Genomic DNA, 16,111 nt, shown 5'->3' with positions numbered 1-16,111 from the left:
CGCCGCTCAGCGACCGCCGAGGGCGCTGCGCAGCCGGTCCGGGTCGGTGGTCGGGGCGTCGCAGGTGAAGTTGCGGCAGACGTAGGCCGCCGCCGCGCCGGAGACCAGCGGACGGTCGGCGAGCAGCGGGAACTCGTCACTGTCCGGGGTGCCCACGGCGACGACCGCGCCCGGTGCGGTGCCCTGGAGCGCCGTACGGTGCAGGGTCGCCGTCGCCTCGTCGGTGAGGGACGGGCCGACGACCGCGACCTCCCGGGGCCCGTCGAGCAGCGCCTCGGCGACGGCGAGCCCCCAGCCGATGAACCGGGGCACGCGCGGCCCGAGCGCCCCCACGATGCCCAACGCCCGCTCGGCGGCCGTGCGGTGGGCCTCGGAGCCGGTGTGCGCGGCGTAGCTCAGCAGGGCGCCCGCGGCGGCCGACCAGCCGGACGGGGTGGCGTTGTCGGTGGGGTCCTGGGGGCGGCGGATGAGCCGTTCGGCGTCGGCGGCGGTGTCGTAGAGCGCGCCGGAGCCGGGGTCGGTGAAGCGGTCGAGGACTTGGCCGAGGAGCAGTCCGGCGAAGTCCAGCCAGACGCCCTCGCCGGTCACCGAGGCGAGCGCCAGGAAGCCCTCGGCGACGTCGGCGTAGTCCTCCAGGACACCGGAGTTGGGCCCGACGCGGCCGTCCTTGCTGGTGCGGGCGAGCCGGCCGTGCTCGTCCAGATGCACCCGCACCAGCAGGTCCGCGGCGCCGAGGGCGGCCTCGACCAGGTCGGGGCGGTCGAAGTAGGCGCCGGTCTCGGCGAGCGCGGCGATGGCGAGGCCGTTCCAGGCGGCGACGACCTTGTCGTCCCGGCCGGGCGCGGTCCGCAGGGCGCGGGCCGCCAGCAGCCGGCTCTTGACGGAGGCGATCTTCTCGGCGTCGAACACACCCTCGTCCTGCGGGAGTCGCAGGACCGACTGGCCCTCCTCGAAGGTGCCCTCCTCGGTCACCCCGAAGAACTGGGCGGCGACTTCGGCGTCGTCGCCGAGGACGTCGCGCAGTTGCTCGGGCGTCCACACGTAGTACGCGCCCTCCACGTGCCGCCCGCTGCCGTCGTCGCTGTCCGCGTCGAGCGCCGAGGCGAACCCGCCGTCGTCGGTGCGCAGTTCACGGACGAGGAAGTCGGCGGTCTCCAGGGCGACCCGGCGGGCGAGACCGGACCCGGTCACCCGCCACAGGTGTGCGTACACCCGGCACAGGAGGGCGTTGTCGTACAGCATTTTCTCGAAGTGCGGCACCGTCCAGTCCCGGTCGACGGAGTACCGGGCGAACCCGCCGCCGAGCTGGTCGTAGATGCCGCCGCGGGCCATCCGCTCACAGGTGTCCTGCGCCATCTGGAGCGCGCCCTCGGCCCCGGTGCGCGCGTGGTGGCGCAGCAGGAACTCCAGCACCATGGACGGCGGGAACTTGGGCGCGCCGCCGAATCCGCCGCGCTGCGGGTCGTACTCACGGGTCAGCCCGAGCAGCGCCTGCGCCAGTTCCTGCTCCCCCGGCGGCCGGGTGCCCTCGTGCGCGATCTCCCGCTGCGCCAGGTCCCGGACGATCTTCCCGGCGACCTCGCCGACCTCCTCGCGCCGGGTGCTCCACGCCTGCTGGACTCCTTCCAGCACCTGCCGGAAGGAGGGCATGCCGTGCCGGGGCTCGGGCGGGAAGTAGGTGCCGAAGTAGAACGGCTCGGCGTCCGGGGTGAGGAACACGGTCATCGGCCAGCCACCCTGGCCGGTGGCGGCCTGCACGGCCTCCATGTAGACGGCGTCGACGTCCGGCCGCTCCTCACGGTCGACCTTGACGCTGACGAAGTGCTCGTTGAGGTAGCCGGCGGTCTCCTGGTCCTCGAAGGACTCGTGGGCCATGACGTGGCACCAGTGACAGCTGCTGTACCCCACGCTGAGCAGCACCGGCATCCCCCGACGCCGAGCCTCCTCGAACGCCTCCGGACACCACGGCCACCAGTCGACCGGGTTGTCCGCGTGCTGGAGGAGGTAGGGCGAGGTCACGCCAGCCAACCGGTTCATACGGACCAGCCTCTCACAACGCCCGATAGCCCTCGCGGAGCCCACGAGCCCCGCTCGCGCTCGCACTGACGAGTCGGGCGATGACAGCGGGGTCGCGAGTTCACTGGCCCCAGTGACAGCTGCTGTCCCCCACGCTGAGCAGCACCGGTCTGCCGCTTTGGCGCGGCTCCTCGAAGGCCTCGGCCAACCAGGGCCACCAGTCGACGTGGTTGGCGGCGTGCTGGAGCAGACACGGCGACGCCTTATGGGCCAGTCGGTTCACCGTTCCACTCTCCCGTGAGCCCGGTCATCTCCCCATGCGTCGGGTCCGGGTCCCTCACGACAGCCCTGGAGTATGCGCGTCGGGGCATGCGTCCGGACCGCCACACCCGGTGGGGGTGGCGGTCCGGAGGGCCCGGTGTCAGCGCCGGGGGGCCGCGGTGTCGGCCGGGTGGCCGGTCTCCCCCTGCACGTCGGAGGGCTCCTTGAAGTCGACCTTCCGCATGTGCTTGTTCATCGACTTCATCAGGCCCCACACCGCCAAGGCCATCACCGCGAACACGATGAAGCCGAGGACACCGGGGGTGACCTTGTTCTGGTCGAGATCGGCGAGGGAGACGAGGTCCGTCGCTGCCAGGCTCACGCTTGCGCTCATATCAGGCATTGTCGCGGATGCCCGCGAAGAGGTCGTCCTCGGGGAGGGAGGTGTCCACGAGCGACTTCGCGAGCTCGTACTCCTCCGTCGGCCAGACCTCCTTCTGCAGCTCCATCGGCACCCGGAACCAGCCGCCGTCCGGGTCGATCTGCGTGGCGTGCGCGATCAGCGCCTTGTCGCGGACCTCGAAGAAGTCCGCGCACGGAACATGCGTGGTCAGAGTGCGTTCGGTGCGCTCCATCTCGCTCCAGCGCTTAAGCCACTCCCCGTACGGCGACTCCAGACCGCGGTCGAGCATCGCCTGGTGCAGGGCCTCGGTGCGCGGGCGGTTGAAGCCCTGGTTGTAGTACAGCTTCAGCGGCTGGAAGGCGGGCCCGAACTCGTCCTCGGGGTACTTCTCGGTGTCCGCCGCGCCCTCGAAGGCCACCATCGAGATCTTGTGGGTCATGATGTGGTCGGGGTGCGGGTAGCCGCCGTTCTCGTCGTAGGTGGTGATCACCTGCGGACGGAAGGAGCGGATCTGGCGCACCAGCTCGCCGGCCGCCTTGTCGACGTCCTCCAGGGCGAAGCAGCCCTCGGGCAGCGGCGGCAGCGGGTCGCCCTCGGGCAGCCCGGAGTCCACGAAGCCGAGCCACTCCTGCTTGACGCCCAGGATCTCGCGGGCCTCGTCCATCTCCTTGCGGCGCACCTCGTGGATGTTCGCCTCGATGTACGGGTCGCCCTGGAGCTTGGGGTTGAGGATGGAGCCACGCTCTCCGCCGGTGCAGGTCACCACCAGCACGTCCACCCCCTCGGACACGTACTTCGCCATGGTGGCCGCGCCCTTGCTCGACTCGTCGTCGGGGTGCGCGTGAACGGCCATCAGTCGCAACTGATCAGTCAAGACTCAATCCTCGGTAGGTCGGCGCCCCAAGGGTCAAGGCGCAATCGCGGGCTTCTATAGTGACCGAATCGGGGGGCGATTAATTCCGCGGAGAGGACGATCATGAGTACGGCGAGCACGGGGCTGCCCGCGGGCCGCTACGGCCGCTCCTCGGACGAGCGCGCCGACCGCAAGCTCAAGGTCGCCGCGGTGGTGCTCGGCGCGGCGCTGCTGGCGCTGGTCGGCTACTTCGCCTACCACTACATCGTGCAGACGGAGATAAGCGCCCAGGTCATCACCTTCGAGGCCACGGACAACGCGGTCAAGGCGCACCTGGAGGTCCACAAGGACGCCGGTACGGACGGCTACTGCACCCTGCGCTCGCAGGCGGCGGACGGCACCGAGGTGGGCCGCGCCGACTTCCGCTTCACCGGTTCGGCCACCCGTATCGACAAGGTCGTCACGCTCCGTACGACCGCCAAGGGCACCACGGCCGAGCTGCTGGGCTGCCACGCGGGCTGACCTGGGCTCCGAGCCGCCCGGCCGGTCGCGGCCCGTGGTCCGGCACGCCCGGGCGCCGCGCGGTTCTCGTCCGGAATGTCCGGGGCCTCACCTGCGTTGACGTGATTCTGAGGGCTTATGTCCTCCCCCTTCCGCGGATGAATTGTTAGGCTCGTGGTTTCGCCCATCCATGAGGGAACAGTCTTTCTGGGTAGGGCGATGCTTTGTATTCCCAGTACCGACGAGGAGCACCCTGTGACCCAGACCAGCGAGAACGTCACCTGGCTGACCCAGGAGGCGTACAACAAGCTCAAGGACGAGCTTGCGTACCTTACTGGTCCTGCGCGCACGGAGATCGCCGCCAAGATCGCGGCCGCGCGCGAGGAGGGCGACCTGCGCGAGAACGGCGGGTACCACGCGGCCAAGGAGGAGCAGGGCAAGCAGGAGCTGCGCGTGCGGCAGCTGACCCAGCTTCTCGAGAACGCCAAGGTGGGTGAGGCCCCGGCCTCCGCCGACGGCGCCGTCGCGCCGGGCATGGTCGTCACGATCGCCTTCGACGGTGACGAAGACGACACACTGACCTTCCTGCTCGCGTCCCGCGAGTACGCGAGCGCCGACGTCGAGACGTACTCGCCGCAGTCGCCGCTGGGCGCCGGTGTCATCGGCCACAAGGTCGGCGAGGACGCCGAGTACGAGCTGCCGAACGGCAAGAAGGCCTCGGTGCGGATCCTGAAGGCCGAGCCCTACAACGGCTGAGCCGGCCCCGGTCCGCCGACGGGACCCCCGGCGCCCGCCCTGGGCGCCGGGGGTCCCGTCGTGTGGTTCCGCCGTACCCGCCGTACCGGCTTGCGCGGGCGGGCGCCGGGCTCAGGGGATGACCGTGTAGCCCGCGTCGCGCAGCGCCTGGCCGACCTCGGTGCAGTGTGCGGGGCCCTTCGTCTCCAGGTGCAGCTCGACCTCCGCCTCGCTGAGTCCCAGCCGGGGGTCGGTGCGGACATGGCTGACGTCGAGGACGTTGGCGTCCACCTGCGACAGCACCCCAAGGAGCGTGGCCAGGGCGCCGGGGCGGTCGGTGAGCCGGAGCCGTACGGCCAGGTAGCGGCCCTGCGCGGACATGCCGTGCCGCAGCACCCGCTGCAACAGCACCGGGTCCACGTTGCCGCCGGACAGCACCGCGACGACCGGGCCCTCGAAGTCGCCCGGGGCCGCGAGCAGCGCCGCGACCGGGCTGGCCCCGGCCGGTTCCACCACCAGCTTGGCCCGCTCCAGGCACAGCAGCAGCGCCGCCGACAGCTGGTCCTCGCTGACCGTGCGCACCTCGTCCACCAGCTCGCGGATGATGCCGAACGGCACCACGCCCGGGCGGCCCACCTTGATGCCGTCGGCCATCGTCGACGGGTTCGCCACGGCCACCGGGTGCCCGAGGGCCAGCGAGGGCGGGTAGGCCGCGGCGCCCTCCGCCTGGACGCCGATGATCCGCACGTCCGGCCGGACGGCCTTCACCGCGACCGCGATCCCGGCCGCGAGCCCGCCGCCGCCGATGCCGACGACGATGGTGCGCACCTGCGGGCACTGCTCCAGGATCTCCAGGCCGACCGTGCCCTGGCCCGCGATGATGTCCGGGTGGTCGAAGGGGTGGATGAAGACGGCGCCGGTCCGCGCCGCGTGGTTCTGGGCGGCGGCCAGCGTCTCGTCCACCACCTGGCCGGCCAGCCGCACCTCGGCGCCGTACTCACGGGTCGCGCTGACCTTGGGCAGCGGGGCGCCGTGCGGCATGAACACGGTGGCGTGCACGCCCAGCAGGGAGGAGGCGAGGGCCACACCCTGCGCGTGGTTCCCGGCACTCGCGGCCACCACCCCGGCCGCCCGCTCCTCCGGCAGCAGCCCGGCGATCCGCACATAGGCGCCGCGCAGCTTGAACGAGCCGGTCCGCTGGAGGTTCTCGCACTTCAGTTGTACCGGCGCGCCGACCAGCTGGGACAGGTGCCGGCTGCCCTCCATCGCGGTCGTCCGTGCCACGCCGGAGAGCATCTTCTGCGCTCCGCGCACATCGTCGAGGGTGACGGAACGCAGGGCGGCGGCGGTGCGGTGACTCATGCCTCCAGCATCGCAGCTCGCGTCGGTGCCCGGCGGTCGTGACCAAGCTCCGGGACGGGTTTGCGCAGCGCCGGTACGGTCCGGCGCCGGGCCGCGTACCCTGTCCCCCAACCTTGCAGCCCTTCATGAAGCGAGCCTCCGGCCATGCCCACAACACCTGAAATGTCGATGGACATGACGACCGTCGGTGATCCCGGTCTTCTCGACGCCCTCCAGCACGAGGTCGCGGTGTTCGCGCGCCGAGCCGAACAGACGCGCCTCGGCGGTGTCGGGCAGGTGCGCAACTCCATGGACCGCGCCGCCTATCTGCTGCTCAACCGCCTGGACAGCGAGGGCCCGATGGGCGTCAAGGCACTCGCCGCGGGCATGGGCATCGACTCCTCCACGGTCACCCGGCAGGTGGCCCCGCTGGTCGACACCGGCCTGGTCAAGCGCACCTCGCACCCGGAGGACGGCCGTGCGGTGGTGCTCCAGCTGTCCCCGCGCGGCGCGGCCCGGCTGGCGGAGGTGCGTTCGTCCAGGCGCCGGCTGATGGCCGAGCTGACCCAGGACTGGGCGCCCGAGGAGCGCGAGCAGTTCTGCACCCTGCTGACCCGGTTCAACCACGCCCTGTCGACCCGTACGGCGCAGGGCGGGCCGGCCGCCGCGGAGCGGCCGTCGGCGTCCTGACCGGCCCGGCCCACGGGTGGTGCCCCGAGTCTTGACCCCGGGCCCCGTCCGGCCTCATATGAGACCCGGGTCCCACGTCGTACGCGATGCACCCGTCCCGTACCGGACGGGCCGGACGGGGCCCTCGACGGGGGAGGCGCGGTGCATGATCGGCAGGTGTCCCGGGAGGACCGCCGGGCCCGGGAGTTCGAGTCGTTCGTCGCGGGCGCGGCCGGACGGCTGCTGCGCGCCGCCACGCTGCTCACCGCGGAGGACCCCGACGCCAATCCGCGCGCCCGGCGCCTGCTGACGCTGGCCCTCGGCCACACCTACGCCCGCTGGCACCGGCTGCGCGGCGAGGATCCGTACGACTGCGCGCGCCAGTACCTCGCCGTCCGCTTCACCCGTACCGCCTGGCACCGGCCCTGGGTGCCCGGCCGCGCCCGGCCGGGTCCGCGCGGCCCGCTCGCCGCGCTCACCGCGCAGGAGCGGCTGGTCCTGGTGCTGCGGGTGTACGAGGGGATCCCCGAGGAGCGGACGGCGGCGCTGCTGGGATTCCCGCCGGAGCGCGTGCGCACGATCTGCGACCGTGCGGTCTCCTCGGTGCTGCACCCGGTGCGCCCGCCCGGTCCGCGCGCGCTGGGCGCGAAGGTGGCACCGTCGTGAGCCGCCCGGGTCCCAGGGGCCGGGCCGGTACGGCGAGTGCGACGGGTACGGCACGTCCGGGGAGGGCGGTGTGAACCGGGCCGAGCGGGAGGCCGCCGTGCGGCGGGTGCTGAACGAGCGGCCGGTGCCGGTGCCGCCGGAGCTGCACCCGGAGGCGGTGCGGCGCGGCGAGCGGCTGCTGCGGCGCGGGCGGCTGGTGCGCCGGGTGCTGTGGGTGCTGGCGTGCGCGGCGGCCGTGGCGTTCGGCGTCTGGGCGGTGTACGCGCACCCCTGGGTGGAGCCGCCCTCGCGGACGACTCCACCCGTCGACGGCTGGTGACCGGGCCGGCGCCGGGAAGGGCCCGGCGCCGTGCCGGGCCCCGGTGCGGGTACCGGCACCGGTCCGTACCCGTACCCCGTACCCGGGCTCTAGCCGAGGGCCTGGCGCAGGTCCTCCAGCAGGTCGTCGGCGTTCTCGATGCCGACGGACAGGCGGACGAGGTCGGCGGGGACCTCCAGGGCCGAACCGGCCGCGGAGGCGTGCGTCATCCGGCCGGGGTGCTCGATCAGGGACTCGACGCCGCCCAGGGACTCGCCGAGGGTGAACACCTTGGCGCGGTTGCAGACCTCGACGGCCGCCTCCTCGCCGCCCTCGACCCGGAAGGAGACCATGCCGCCGAAGGCCCTCATCTGCTTGGCGGCGACCTCGTGTCCGGGGTGGTCGGGCAGGCCCGGGTAGAGGACGCTGGTCACGCGCGGGTGGCGGCTGAGCATGTCGGCGACCTTGCCGGCGTTCTCGCTGTGCCGGTCCATGCGCACCGCGAGGGTCTTGGTGCCGCGCAGCACCAGCCAGGAGTCGAAGGGGCCGGCGACGGCGCCCATCGCGTTCTGGTGGTAGGCCAGTTCCTCGCCGAGCGCCTGGTCGGAGACGATCAAGGCGCCGCCGACCACGTCCGAGTGGCCGCCCATGTACTTGGTCAGGGAGTGCACGACGACGTCCGCCCCGAGCGACAGCGGCTGCTGGAGGTAGGGCGTGGCGAAGGTGTTGTCCACCACGAGCTTGGCGCCCGCGTCATGCGCGACCTGGGCGACGGCGGCGATGTCGGTGATGCCGAGCAGCGGGTTGGAGGGGGTCTCCACCCAGACGGCCTTGGTGTGGGAGGTGATCGCGGCGCGTACGGCGGCCGGGTCGCTGGTGTCGGCGACCGACCACTTCACGCCCCAGCGGGTGGCGACCTTGGCGAAGAGCCGGAAGGTGCCGCCGTAGGCGTCGTTCGGGATCACCACGTGGTCACCGGGGGTGAGCAGCGTACGCAGCAGGGTGTCCTCGGCCGCGAGGCCGGACGCGAACGCGAGGCCGCGGCTGCCGCCCTCCAGCGCGGCGAGGTTCTCCTCGAGGGCGGTACGGGTGGGGTTGGCGCTGCGGCTGTACTCGTAGCCGCCGCGCAGCCCGCCGACGCCGTCCTGCTTGTAGGTCGAGACCTGGTAGATCGGCGGGACGACCGCGCCGGTGAGGGGATCCGCGGTGTTGCCCGCGTGGATCGCGAGGGTCTCGAAGTGCTGACTGATGTGCCTGTCGCTCATGTGCACCGAGCGTAGTGCGCCCGGCCGGATACTGACGCCCGGCGGACCCGGTGGGCGGCGGGGGAGAGTTTTCCCTGCGTGAGCGCCGGGGCGGGGGGAGGCGGGGGCGGTACCGGCAGGGTTGGGGCCGGTGGCTGAGCCGGGCCGGGCGGTGGGGCGCAGGGTCGGGCCAGTGGGCCGAGCCGGGCCGGATGGTGGGGTGCCGGGCCGGTGGGCCGAGCCGGGCCGGTGGGCCGAGCCGGGCCGGTGGGCCGAGCCGGGCCGGATAGTGGGGCGCAGGGTTGGGCCGGTGGCCGAGCCGGGCCGGGTGGTGGGGGCTCGGCGCCGCCGGTCGGCCGGCCCGCGGCCGGCTGTCATGAGCCGCACCAGAGTTGTCCACAGGCCGAGGGCGGGGTTGGTCAATTGTCGGTCGTGTCTGGTTCGCTTGGGGCATGGCGATTCTCTGGCTGCTCATGGCGCTGCTCATGCTGAGCTTCGTGGTGCTCCCGCTCGTGCGGCGCAGGCGCGGGATGATCGAGCAGGTGCACCCGGGTCACCCGGACGCCGCCGATCCCGCGGCCTACGGCTTCCTGCGCCAGGAGGAGCTGGACATACGCCTGCCCGGCCCGGACCAGGACCTGCTGGACGCGTTGGAACTGGTGCAGCGCACCCAGGACTACACGGCGGCGGCCCAGCTGCTGGCCGGCACCGAGACGGACGGCGAGCTGCGCTGGCAGCGGGTGCAGGCCCTCGCCGGGGCGGCCGCGCTGGAGCTGCGGCAGCGACCGGGCGGGGTGCACGAGACGCCGGGCGGCCAGTGGCTGCGGGTGTGGCGCGCCGAGCGGCCCCAGGACGCGGGCGCCGCCGCCGTACACGCGGAGTTCCTGGTGCAGCAGGGCTGGCGGGCCCTTGCGGACGGTACGAAGGACTTCCGGCTCATCATGGAGGAGGCGCGGGAAGTGTGCGGGCAGGCGGCCGCCCTGGCGCCCGCCGATCCGGTGCCGCACATCATCGAGCTGGCCGTCGCCCGGGGCCTGGGCTGCTCCCGGGAGGAGTTCGAGCAGCTGTGGCTGAAGGTCCTGGACCGCGCCCCGCACCACATGGGCGCGCACCTGGCCGCGCTGCACTACTGGTGCGAGAAGTGGCACGGCTCGCGTGAGCAGGCGTACGCCTTCGCCGAGGCGGCCGCGGCCCGCGCCCCGCGGGGCTCGCTGCTGGCCGCGCTGCCACTGTTCGCGGTCTTCGAGCACCTGCCCGAGGTGAACCTGGTGCTGAGCCTGTACCGCGGCGAGGTCGTCGCCAAGGCCGTCCTGGGCGCGCAGCACGCGGCGCAGGAGGCCCGCTCGGACGACCCGGTGCTCCCGCACGTCCGCCACATGCTGGTCTTCTTCCTGGTCCGCGCCGAGCGCTGGGCCGAGGCCATGCACCAGCTGATACGGGTGGACGGTCATGTCGGCGCCCTGCCCTGGAGCCTGGCGGCCGATCCGGCGGCCGAGTTCGCCGTCTACCGCGCCCTCGCGGTGGCCGGTTACGAGGCCAACGGCGGCAACCCGGCCAGCCTGCCGCACTGACCCCGGCCGGACCCCGGGAACAACACGATTGCCCTTCTGACCTGCGGTAGGGCATACTCCGGCATCCCCCCACACCGCGGCGCGCGCACCGGCATCCACCGGCGCGGGCGCGCCGTACCCGTCCCTTTCCCGTCTTCGAGGTCCTGTGGGGGGATCCACCCGATGGGCGCAACTCTGCGCGCGCTGCGCGCTCTTGTGCTGCTGCTCGGCTTCTATCTGCTGAGCCTGGTCCTGCTGGCCGCACTGGTCGGCGTCGACATCGCCGCCTTCACCTGGGGCCACGGCCCCGTGGTGTTCAAACTCGGCTTCGTCACCGTGCTGCTGGCCATCCCGGTCGTGCGGGGCATGCTGATGCTGCGCACCCCGAAGGGCGAGGACGGCCCCGGGATCGACGTCACCGAGGCGGCCGAGCCCCGGCTGTGGGCGCTGGTCCGGGAGGTCGCGGCGGCGGCCGGCACCCGCGCCCCCGACCGGATCCGGCTCACCGGCGAGGTCAACGCGGCGGTCAGCGAGGAGCCGCGGCTGCTCGGTCTGCTCCCGGGCCCGCGCCGCCTCTACCTGGGCGTACCGCTGCTGATCGGTCTCACTGAGGCGCAGCTGAGGTCCGTGCTCGGCCATGAGTACGGGCACTTCACCGGCGGCGACACCCGGCTGTCCGCGCTGGTGGTGCGGGGCCGGGTGCAGATCGGCCGGGTCATCGAGCAGTTCCACGAGCGGGCGGACGGCAAGGTGGCCGCCGACCGCGGCAAGCAGGAGCGGGCCGCGGCCAAGCGGGTCGCCAAGGGGAAGAAGGCCAAGGCGGTCGACACCTCGGGCTCCGGGGCGATGTACCGGATGATGGCCGCGATCTACACCCAGTACGCCAAGCTGTACCTGCGCGCCTCCCTGTCCACGGCGCGCGGCCAGGAGTTCGCCGCCGACCAGGTGGCCGCCCGGATCGCGGGGCGCGACGCGACGGCCGCCACGCTGCGCGAGATCCCGGTGCTGTCCGTCTCCCACGGTTTCTACCTGGACTCGTACGCCACCCTGGGGCTGTCGGCCCGGCTGCTGCCGCCGCGCGGCGAGTTCTTCGGCGGCTTCGGCCGCCTGCTGACGGCCCGTGAGCAGGAGCTGGAGCGGTTGCGCACCGAGCTGCCGGAGGAGACGGAGGACGCGTACGACTCGCATCCGCCGATCGCCGAGCGGGTGCGGCGGATCGAGGCGCTGCCCGTCGACGGCCGCGCCGGGGAGGCCACCGGGCCGGCGCTCGCCCTGCTCGCCGACCCGCAGCGGACCCTGGCCGCGCTGGAGGACGCCGTCCTGACCGACGAGGTGCTGGCCTTCGGCCGCGCCACCGGCTGGCCGGAGCTGCTGAACGCCTCGATGGCCTCGGGCCTGTCCGCCGCGCGGACCCCGCTGCACCAGGCGCTGGCCGCCTACACCGGGCAGCCGCCGACGCTGGCCGCGCTGCTGGAGACGGTCGACGACGGCCGGCTGTGGCAGCTGGCCGACCGGTTGCCGCTGTCGCCGGAGGCGTCCGCGGCGCGGGGCCGGGCCCGGCGCGAGTTCGCCCGGCCGGTGCTGCGCCGGTCGCTGCGGACCATGGTGCTGGCCGAGTTCAGCGCACGCTCCCTGCTGAACTGGGAGTTCTCCTGGTCCCGCCCGGCCGAGGTACGGCTGCCCGGCGAGCCGACGGCGGCCGCCGGGGCCGGAGCGGACCCGGAGGCCGCCCTGGAGGCGGCACTGGACGCGGTCCTGGCGGACCAGCCCGACACCGGTGCCCTGCGCGCCCTGCTGCCGCCGGCTCCCCAGCCCGCGTGACTCCCCCTTCCCGCCGGCCTCCCGCCGGCTCCTCCCTGACGAGACGAACGGACCGCACTCACCGATGACCGTCCTCCTGTGGATCCTGGGCATCCTGGCCCTGCCCGTGGTGATCGCCGCCGTGTGGTTCACCGGTGTGTTCCTGAAGGAGCTGTTCTCCCCGAGTCCGCCGGACCCGGACGAGACGGCGATCGCCGCCGAGCAGCGGGGGCTGCTGCCCCCGGAGCGCCAGGACACCGAGCACGCGGCGCCCGTGCCCGCCGCCTGGTCGGCGGCCCTGGAGGGGGCGCGCGGCGGCGACTGGCAGCCGGCGGCGGCACTGCTGGACGCCAACGGGCGCGACTGGGAACGCCGTTCGTCGATCGTCTCGCTGCTGGGCACGTTCGCGGCCCAGGAGGACGGCTGGCTGACGGACTGGGAGGCCGCGCGCCCCGGGGACCCGGACGCGGCCGTGGTCAGGGCGCAGAGCACGGTGTACCTGGCGTGGGAGCTGCGCGGCGCGCAGCGGGCCGGGTCCACCACCCGGGAGCAGTTCGACGGCTTCCACCGCACGCTGGCCGCGGCCCGCGAGGAGATCGCGCGGGCCGCGGAGCTGAACCCCGAGGACCCGACGCCGTACGTGGTGGAGGTCTGGGTGGCGCTGGGTCTCGGGTATCCGCACGCCGAGATGGACAAGCTGTGGGCGGAGATCACCACGCGCGCCCCGCACCACTACGGGGCGCACTACGCGGCGCTCCAGTACTGGTGCGAGAAGTGGCGCGGCTCCAAGCGGCTGGCGTTCGAGTTCGCCGCGCGCGCGGCGGCCGGGGCGCCGCCCGGCAGCCTGCTGACGGCGCTGCCGCTGATCGCGCACTTCGAGCACGACGACACCACCGACGTCGCGGTGGACAGCACCCCCGAGATGCTCGCCCTGGTGGACGCGGGTCTCGCCGACGCCGCGGCCTGCGCGGCCGTCGACCCCGACCGTCCGGGCCTCGCCCAGCTGCGCCACCTGCTCGCCTACCACCTCCACCTCCAGGACCGGCACGAGGCGGCCCTGGAACAGTTCCTGCTGGTCGACGGACATGTGGACGCCCTGCCGTGGAGCTACCGGAGCGACCCGGCGCAGTACTACTGCCGGGTCCGCAACGAGACCGTGGGTGCGGTGGCCGCCTGACCGGGGCCGGGGCGCCGGCGCCTTGAGGTGTCGTCCTCCGCGCCGGCGGAGACAATGGAAGACTCCCCGCGGTGGTGAGGTGGTGTCCCCATGCCGGCATGGCACCTGCGCGACTATCACGACGACGATCTCGACCAGGCCATCCAGATCTGGGACCAGTCCCGGCAGGCCGACGAGGACCCGGTGTTCCCGGTGTCCGAGGTGATGGCCGCGGCGAAGGCCGGGCAGACGGCGGTGGTCGCCGTGGTCGGGGACGAACTGGTGGGGATGGCCGTGGCCCAGGCCCAGGGCAAGCGGGGCTGGATCCTGCTGATGGCGCTCGCCGCCCGCTGGCGCGAACGCGGGATCGGCAGCGCCCTGCTCGCGGAGCTGGAGCGGCGGCTGCGGGCGCTCGGGATCCGGCACATCAGCGCGCTGCTGCCCTCGGGCGCCGCCGGTTCGAAGGCGCTGGTGAACACCGGTTACCGGTGCCGCGACGACCTCGCCTACTTCGAGAAGCTCGAACCGCTCGGCGCCGCCAACGCGGACGTCCTCGCGGCGCTCGGCGGGCGGATGCTGCCCGAGGGGCTGTGGGACGCCATGGCGGGCATGGAGCGGGAGAAGCAGGTCGTGGAGCGCCGGGTGGTGCTGCCGCTGACGGAGCCGGCACTGGCCGACCGCTACGGCGTCGTGCCGCCCAAGTCGGTCATCCTGTTCGGTCCGCCCGGCACCGGCAAGACCAGCTTCGCCAAGGCGGTCGCCTCCCGGCTCGGCTGGCCGTTCGTGGAGCTGTTCCCGTCCCGGCTCGCCGCCGACACCAGCGAGGGGCTGGCCACGGCGCTGCGGGAGGCGTTCGCGGACCTGGCGGAGCTGGACTCGGTGGTGCTGTTCATCGACGAGGTGGAGGAGATCGCCGCCGCGCGTTCCGGCAAGGCGGTCGATCCCGGCCACGGGGTGACCAACGAACTCCTCAAGCTGATCCCCGTGTTCCGCGAGCCCGACGCCCGGCTGCTGGTGTGCGCGACCAACTCCGTACGGTCCCTGGACGCCGCCTTCCTGCGGCCGGGGCGGTTCGACTACCTCATCCCCATCGGCCCGCCGGACCCGACCGCCCGCGCGGCGATCTGGACCCGCTACCTCAGGGACGCGGGCGACTCGGTCGACCTCGATCGGCTGGTCGCCGCCACCGAGCTGTTCACCCCGGCCGACATCGAGTTCGCCGCCCGCAAGGGGGCGCAGTCGGCCTTCGAGCGCGAGGTCGCCGAGCGCCGGGGCCGCCCGGCCTGCACCGAGGACTACATGGCCGCGGTCTCCGAAACTCGCCCCACCCTCACGCCCCGGGCGGTCAAGGAGTTCCGCGAGGACATCGACACGTACACCCGGCTCTGAGCGCCGCCCCGCGCCCGACCCGACGCACGCGCACCCCGTCCGACGCACGCGCACCCGGCCGCGCGCCGCGGGGAAGCGGCGGGCGACCGGGTGCGCGGACGGCCGGGCTCCCGGCTCAGATCGTGGCGGTGTCGATCACGAAGCGGTACCGGACGTCGCTCGACAGCACCCGCTCGTACGCGTCGTTGATCTCGGACGCGCCGATGAGTTCGATCTCGGCGCCGAGGTTGTGCTCGGCGCAGAAGTCCAGCATCTCCTGGGTCTCCGGGATGCCGCCGATGCTGGAGCTGCTGACGCTGCGGCGGTTGCCGAAGAGGGACTGGAGGACGATCTGGACCGGCTCCTCGGGCAGGCCCACGTTCACCATGGCGCCGTCCGTGCGCAGCAGGGACAGGAACGCGGCGAAGTCGAGCGGGGCCGAGACCGTGTTGAGGATGAGGTCGAAGGTGCCCTTGAGGTCCTCGAAGGTCTTCGGGTCGCCGGTGGCGTAGTAGTGGTCGGCGCCCAGCCGCAGCCCGTCGTCCTTCTTGCGCAGCGACTGGGACAGGACGGTCACCTCGGCGCCCAGCGCGTGGGCGATCTTGACACCCACGTGGCCGAGTCCGCCGAAGCCGACGACGGCGACCTTCTTGCCGGGGCCGGCGTTCCAGTGCTTCAGCGGCGAGTAGGTGGTGATACCGGCGCACAGCAGCGGGGCGGCCACGTCGAGGGCGAGGCCGTCGGGGATGCGGACGACGTAGTTCTCGTCCACGACGATCTTCTGCGAGTAGCCGCCGTAGGTGGGCCGGCCGTCCTTGCCGATGCCGTTGTAGGTCATGGTCGGACGCTGGTCGCAGTACTGCTGGAGGCCGGCCCTGCAGTTGTCGCACTCCCGGCAGGAGTCGACCATGCAGCCGACGCCCACGCGGTCTCCGACGGCGTACTTCGTCACTCCGGAACCGACCTCGGAGACGACTCCGGCGATCTCGTGGCCCGGCACCATCGGGAAGATGCCCTTGCCCCAGCCCTCACGGACCTGGTGGATGTCGGAGTGGCAGATACCGGCGAACTTGATGTCGATCAGTACGTCGAACTCGCCGACCGCCCGTCGCTCGATGGTGGTGCGCTCCAGGGGGGCCTTGGGGGCGGGCGCGGCGTACGCGGCAACACTGGTCATGTCGGGGTTCTCCCTCACAGGATCTGGCAGGCGCCGGCTGTCTTTCCACCGAGCGCACCACCAGCGTGCCCCG

General features: G+C 73.1%; 16 protein-coding genes. 9 read left to right on the top strand and 7 right to left on the bottom strand.

The window, feature by feature from the left end:
- Positions 1-6: 6 nt before the first annotated feature.
- The 4 genes from ACSP97_RS22510 to mca form a co-directional block, all read right to left on the bottom strand.
- Positions 7-2,037, bottom strand: a complete 2,031-nt coding sequence (locus tag ACSP97_RS22510) for a thioredoxin domain-containing protein (RefSeq protein ID WP_440553963.1) — start codon at positions 2,035-2,037, stop codon at positions 7-9.
- Positions 2,038-2,137: 100 nt separating this feature from the next.
- Entirely contained in the window at positions 2,138-2,299 is a 162-nt protein-coding gene (locus ACSP97_RS22505) for a DUF255 domain-containing protein (RefSeq protein WP_355145799.1), read from the bottom strand.
- Between the two features lie 138 nt (positions 2,300-2,437).
- Complete coding sequence (locus ACSP97_RS22500; protein WP_355531939.1) at positions 2,438-2,680, bottom strand: hypothetical protein; 243 nt, start codon at positions 2,678-2,680, stop codon at positions 2,438-2,440.
- A complete protein-coding gene (gene mca / locus ACSP97_RS22495) occupies positions 2,673-3,533 on the bottom strand; it encodes a mycothiol conjugate amidase Mca (RefSeq protein ID WP_070029484.1) in 861 nt (286 codons plus the stop codon). The genes ACSP97_RS22500 and mca overlap by 8 nt, the downstream gene beginning before the upstream one ends.
- A 123-nt stretch (positions 3,534-3,656) precedes the next feature.
- On the opposite strand from mca, the gene ACSP97_RS22490 reads away from it, so the two are divergent.
- Both ACSP97_RS22490 and greA read left to right on the top strand, forming a co-directional pair.
- A complete protein-coding gene (locus ACSP97_RS22490; RefSeq protein WP_355145795.1) occupies positions 3,657-4,055 on the top strand; it encodes a DUF4307 domain-containing protein in 399 nt (132 codons plus the stop codon).
- Between the two features lie 234 nt (positions 4,056-4,289).
- On the top strand, positions 4,290-4,790 hold the full coding sequence (gene greA / locus ACSP97_RS22485; RefSeq protein ID WP_070029486.1) for a transcription elongation factor GreA: 501 nt from the start codon (positions 4,290-4,292) through the stop codon (positions 4,788-4,790).
- Between the two features lie 111 nt (positions 4,791-4,901).
- On the opposite strand, the gene ilvA is transcribed toward greA, so the two are convergent.
- Positions 4,902-6,131: a threonine ammonia-lyase gene (gene ilvA / locus ACSP97_RS22480; RefSeq protein WP_440553959.1), complete on the bottom strand. Its 1,230-nt coding sequence runs from the start codon at positions 6,129-6,131 to the stop codon at positions 4,902-4,904.
- 162 nt (positions 6,132-6,293) lie between these two features.
- Between ilvA and ACSP97_RS22475 the strand changes: the two genes are divergently transcribed.
- From ACSP97_RS22475 to ACSP97_RS22465, 3 genes are all read left to right on the top strand, one after another.
- A complete protein-coding gene (locus tag ACSP97_RS22475; RefSeq protein WP_382011190.1) occupies positions 6,294-6,800 on the top strand; it encodes a MarR family winged helix-turn-helix transcriptional regulator in 507 nt (168 codons plus the stop codon).
- A gap of 141 nt (positions 6,801-6,941) precedes the next feature.
- Positions 6,942-7,445: a sigma factor-like helix-turn-helix DNA-binding protein gene (locus ACSP97_RS22470; RefSeq protein WP_440553957.1), complete on the top strand. Its 504-nt coding sequence runs from the start codon at positions 6,942-6,944 to the stop codon at positions 7,443-7,445.
- A 70-nt stretch (positions 7,446-7,515) separates the two neighbouring features.
- Complete coding sequence (locus ACSP97_RS22465; RefSeq protein WP_355145787.1) at positions 7,516-7,764, top strand: hypothetical protein; 249 nt, start codon at positions 7,516-7,518, stop codon at positions 7,762-7,764.
- A gap of 89 nt (positions 7,765-7,853) precedes the next feature.
- Here ACSP97_RS22465 and ACSP97_RS22460 read toward each other — a convergent pair whose 3' ends face one another.
- The gene (locus ACSP97_RS22460) at positions 7,854-9,008 is read right to left on the bottom strand and encodes a cystathionine gamma-synthase (protein ID WP_355324130.1); all 1,155 of its coding nucleotides are present in this window, start codon (positions 9,006-9,008) and stop codon (positions 7,854-7,856) included.
- A 431-nt stretch (positions 9,009-9,439) separates the two neighbouring features.
- Here ACSP97_RS22460 and ACSP97_RS22455 point away from each other — a divergent pair, with 431 nt between their 5' ends.
- The 4 genes from ACSP97_RS22455 to ACSP97_RS22440 all read left to right on the top strand — a co-directional run bounded on the left by ACSP97_RS22455 (position 9,440) and on the right by ACSP97_RS22440 (position 14,882).
- The gene (locus tag ACSP97_RS22455) at positions 9,440-10,558 is read left to right on the top strand and encodes a hypothetical protein (protein ID WP_358301206.1); all 1,119 of its coding nucleotides are present in this window, start codon (positions 9,440-9,442) and stop codon (positions 10,556-10,558) included.
- Between the two features lie 162 nt (positions 10,559-10,720).
- Positions 10,721-12,358: a M48 family metalloprotease gene (locus ACSP97_RS22450; RefSeq protein ID WP_364727478.1), complete on the top strand. Its 1,638-nt coding sequence runs from the start codon at positions 10,721-10,723 to the stop codon at positions 12,356-12,358.
- 64 nt (positions 12,359-12,422) lie between these two features.
- The gene (locus ACSP97_RS22445; protein ID WP_440553954.1) at positions 12,423-13,514 is read left to right on the top strand and encodes a hypothetical protein; all 1,092 of its coding nucleotides are present in this window, start codon (positions 12,423-12,425) and stop codon (positions 13,512-13,514) included.
- 90 nt (positions 13,515-13,604) lie between these two features.
- Entirely contained in the window at positions 13,605-14,882 is a 1,278-nt protein-coding gene (locus ACSP97_RS22440) for an ATP-binding protein (protein WP_355145777.1), read from the top strand.
- A 115-nt stretch (positions 14,883-14,997) separates the two neighbouring features.
- Here the strand turns inward: ACSP97_RS22440 and ACSP97_RS22435 are convergent, their stop codons facing one another.
- Positions 14,998-16,038, bottom strand: a complete 1,041-nt coding sequence (locus ACSP97_RS22435) for an NAD(P)-dependent alcohol dehydrogenase (RefSeq protein WP_440553952.1) — start codon at positions 16,036-16,038, stop codon at positions 14,998-15,000.
- Positions 16,039-16,111: the final 73 nt, after the last annotated feature.

Source organism: Streptomyces sp. SCPE 10 (assembly GCF_051980735.1).
GTDB classification, from domain to species: domain Bacteria; phylum Actinomycetota; class Actinomycetes; order Streptomycetales; family Streptomycetaceae; genus Streptomyces; species Streptomyces misionensis.
This window is presented reverse-complemented; position numbering and strand designations above follow the sequence as displayed.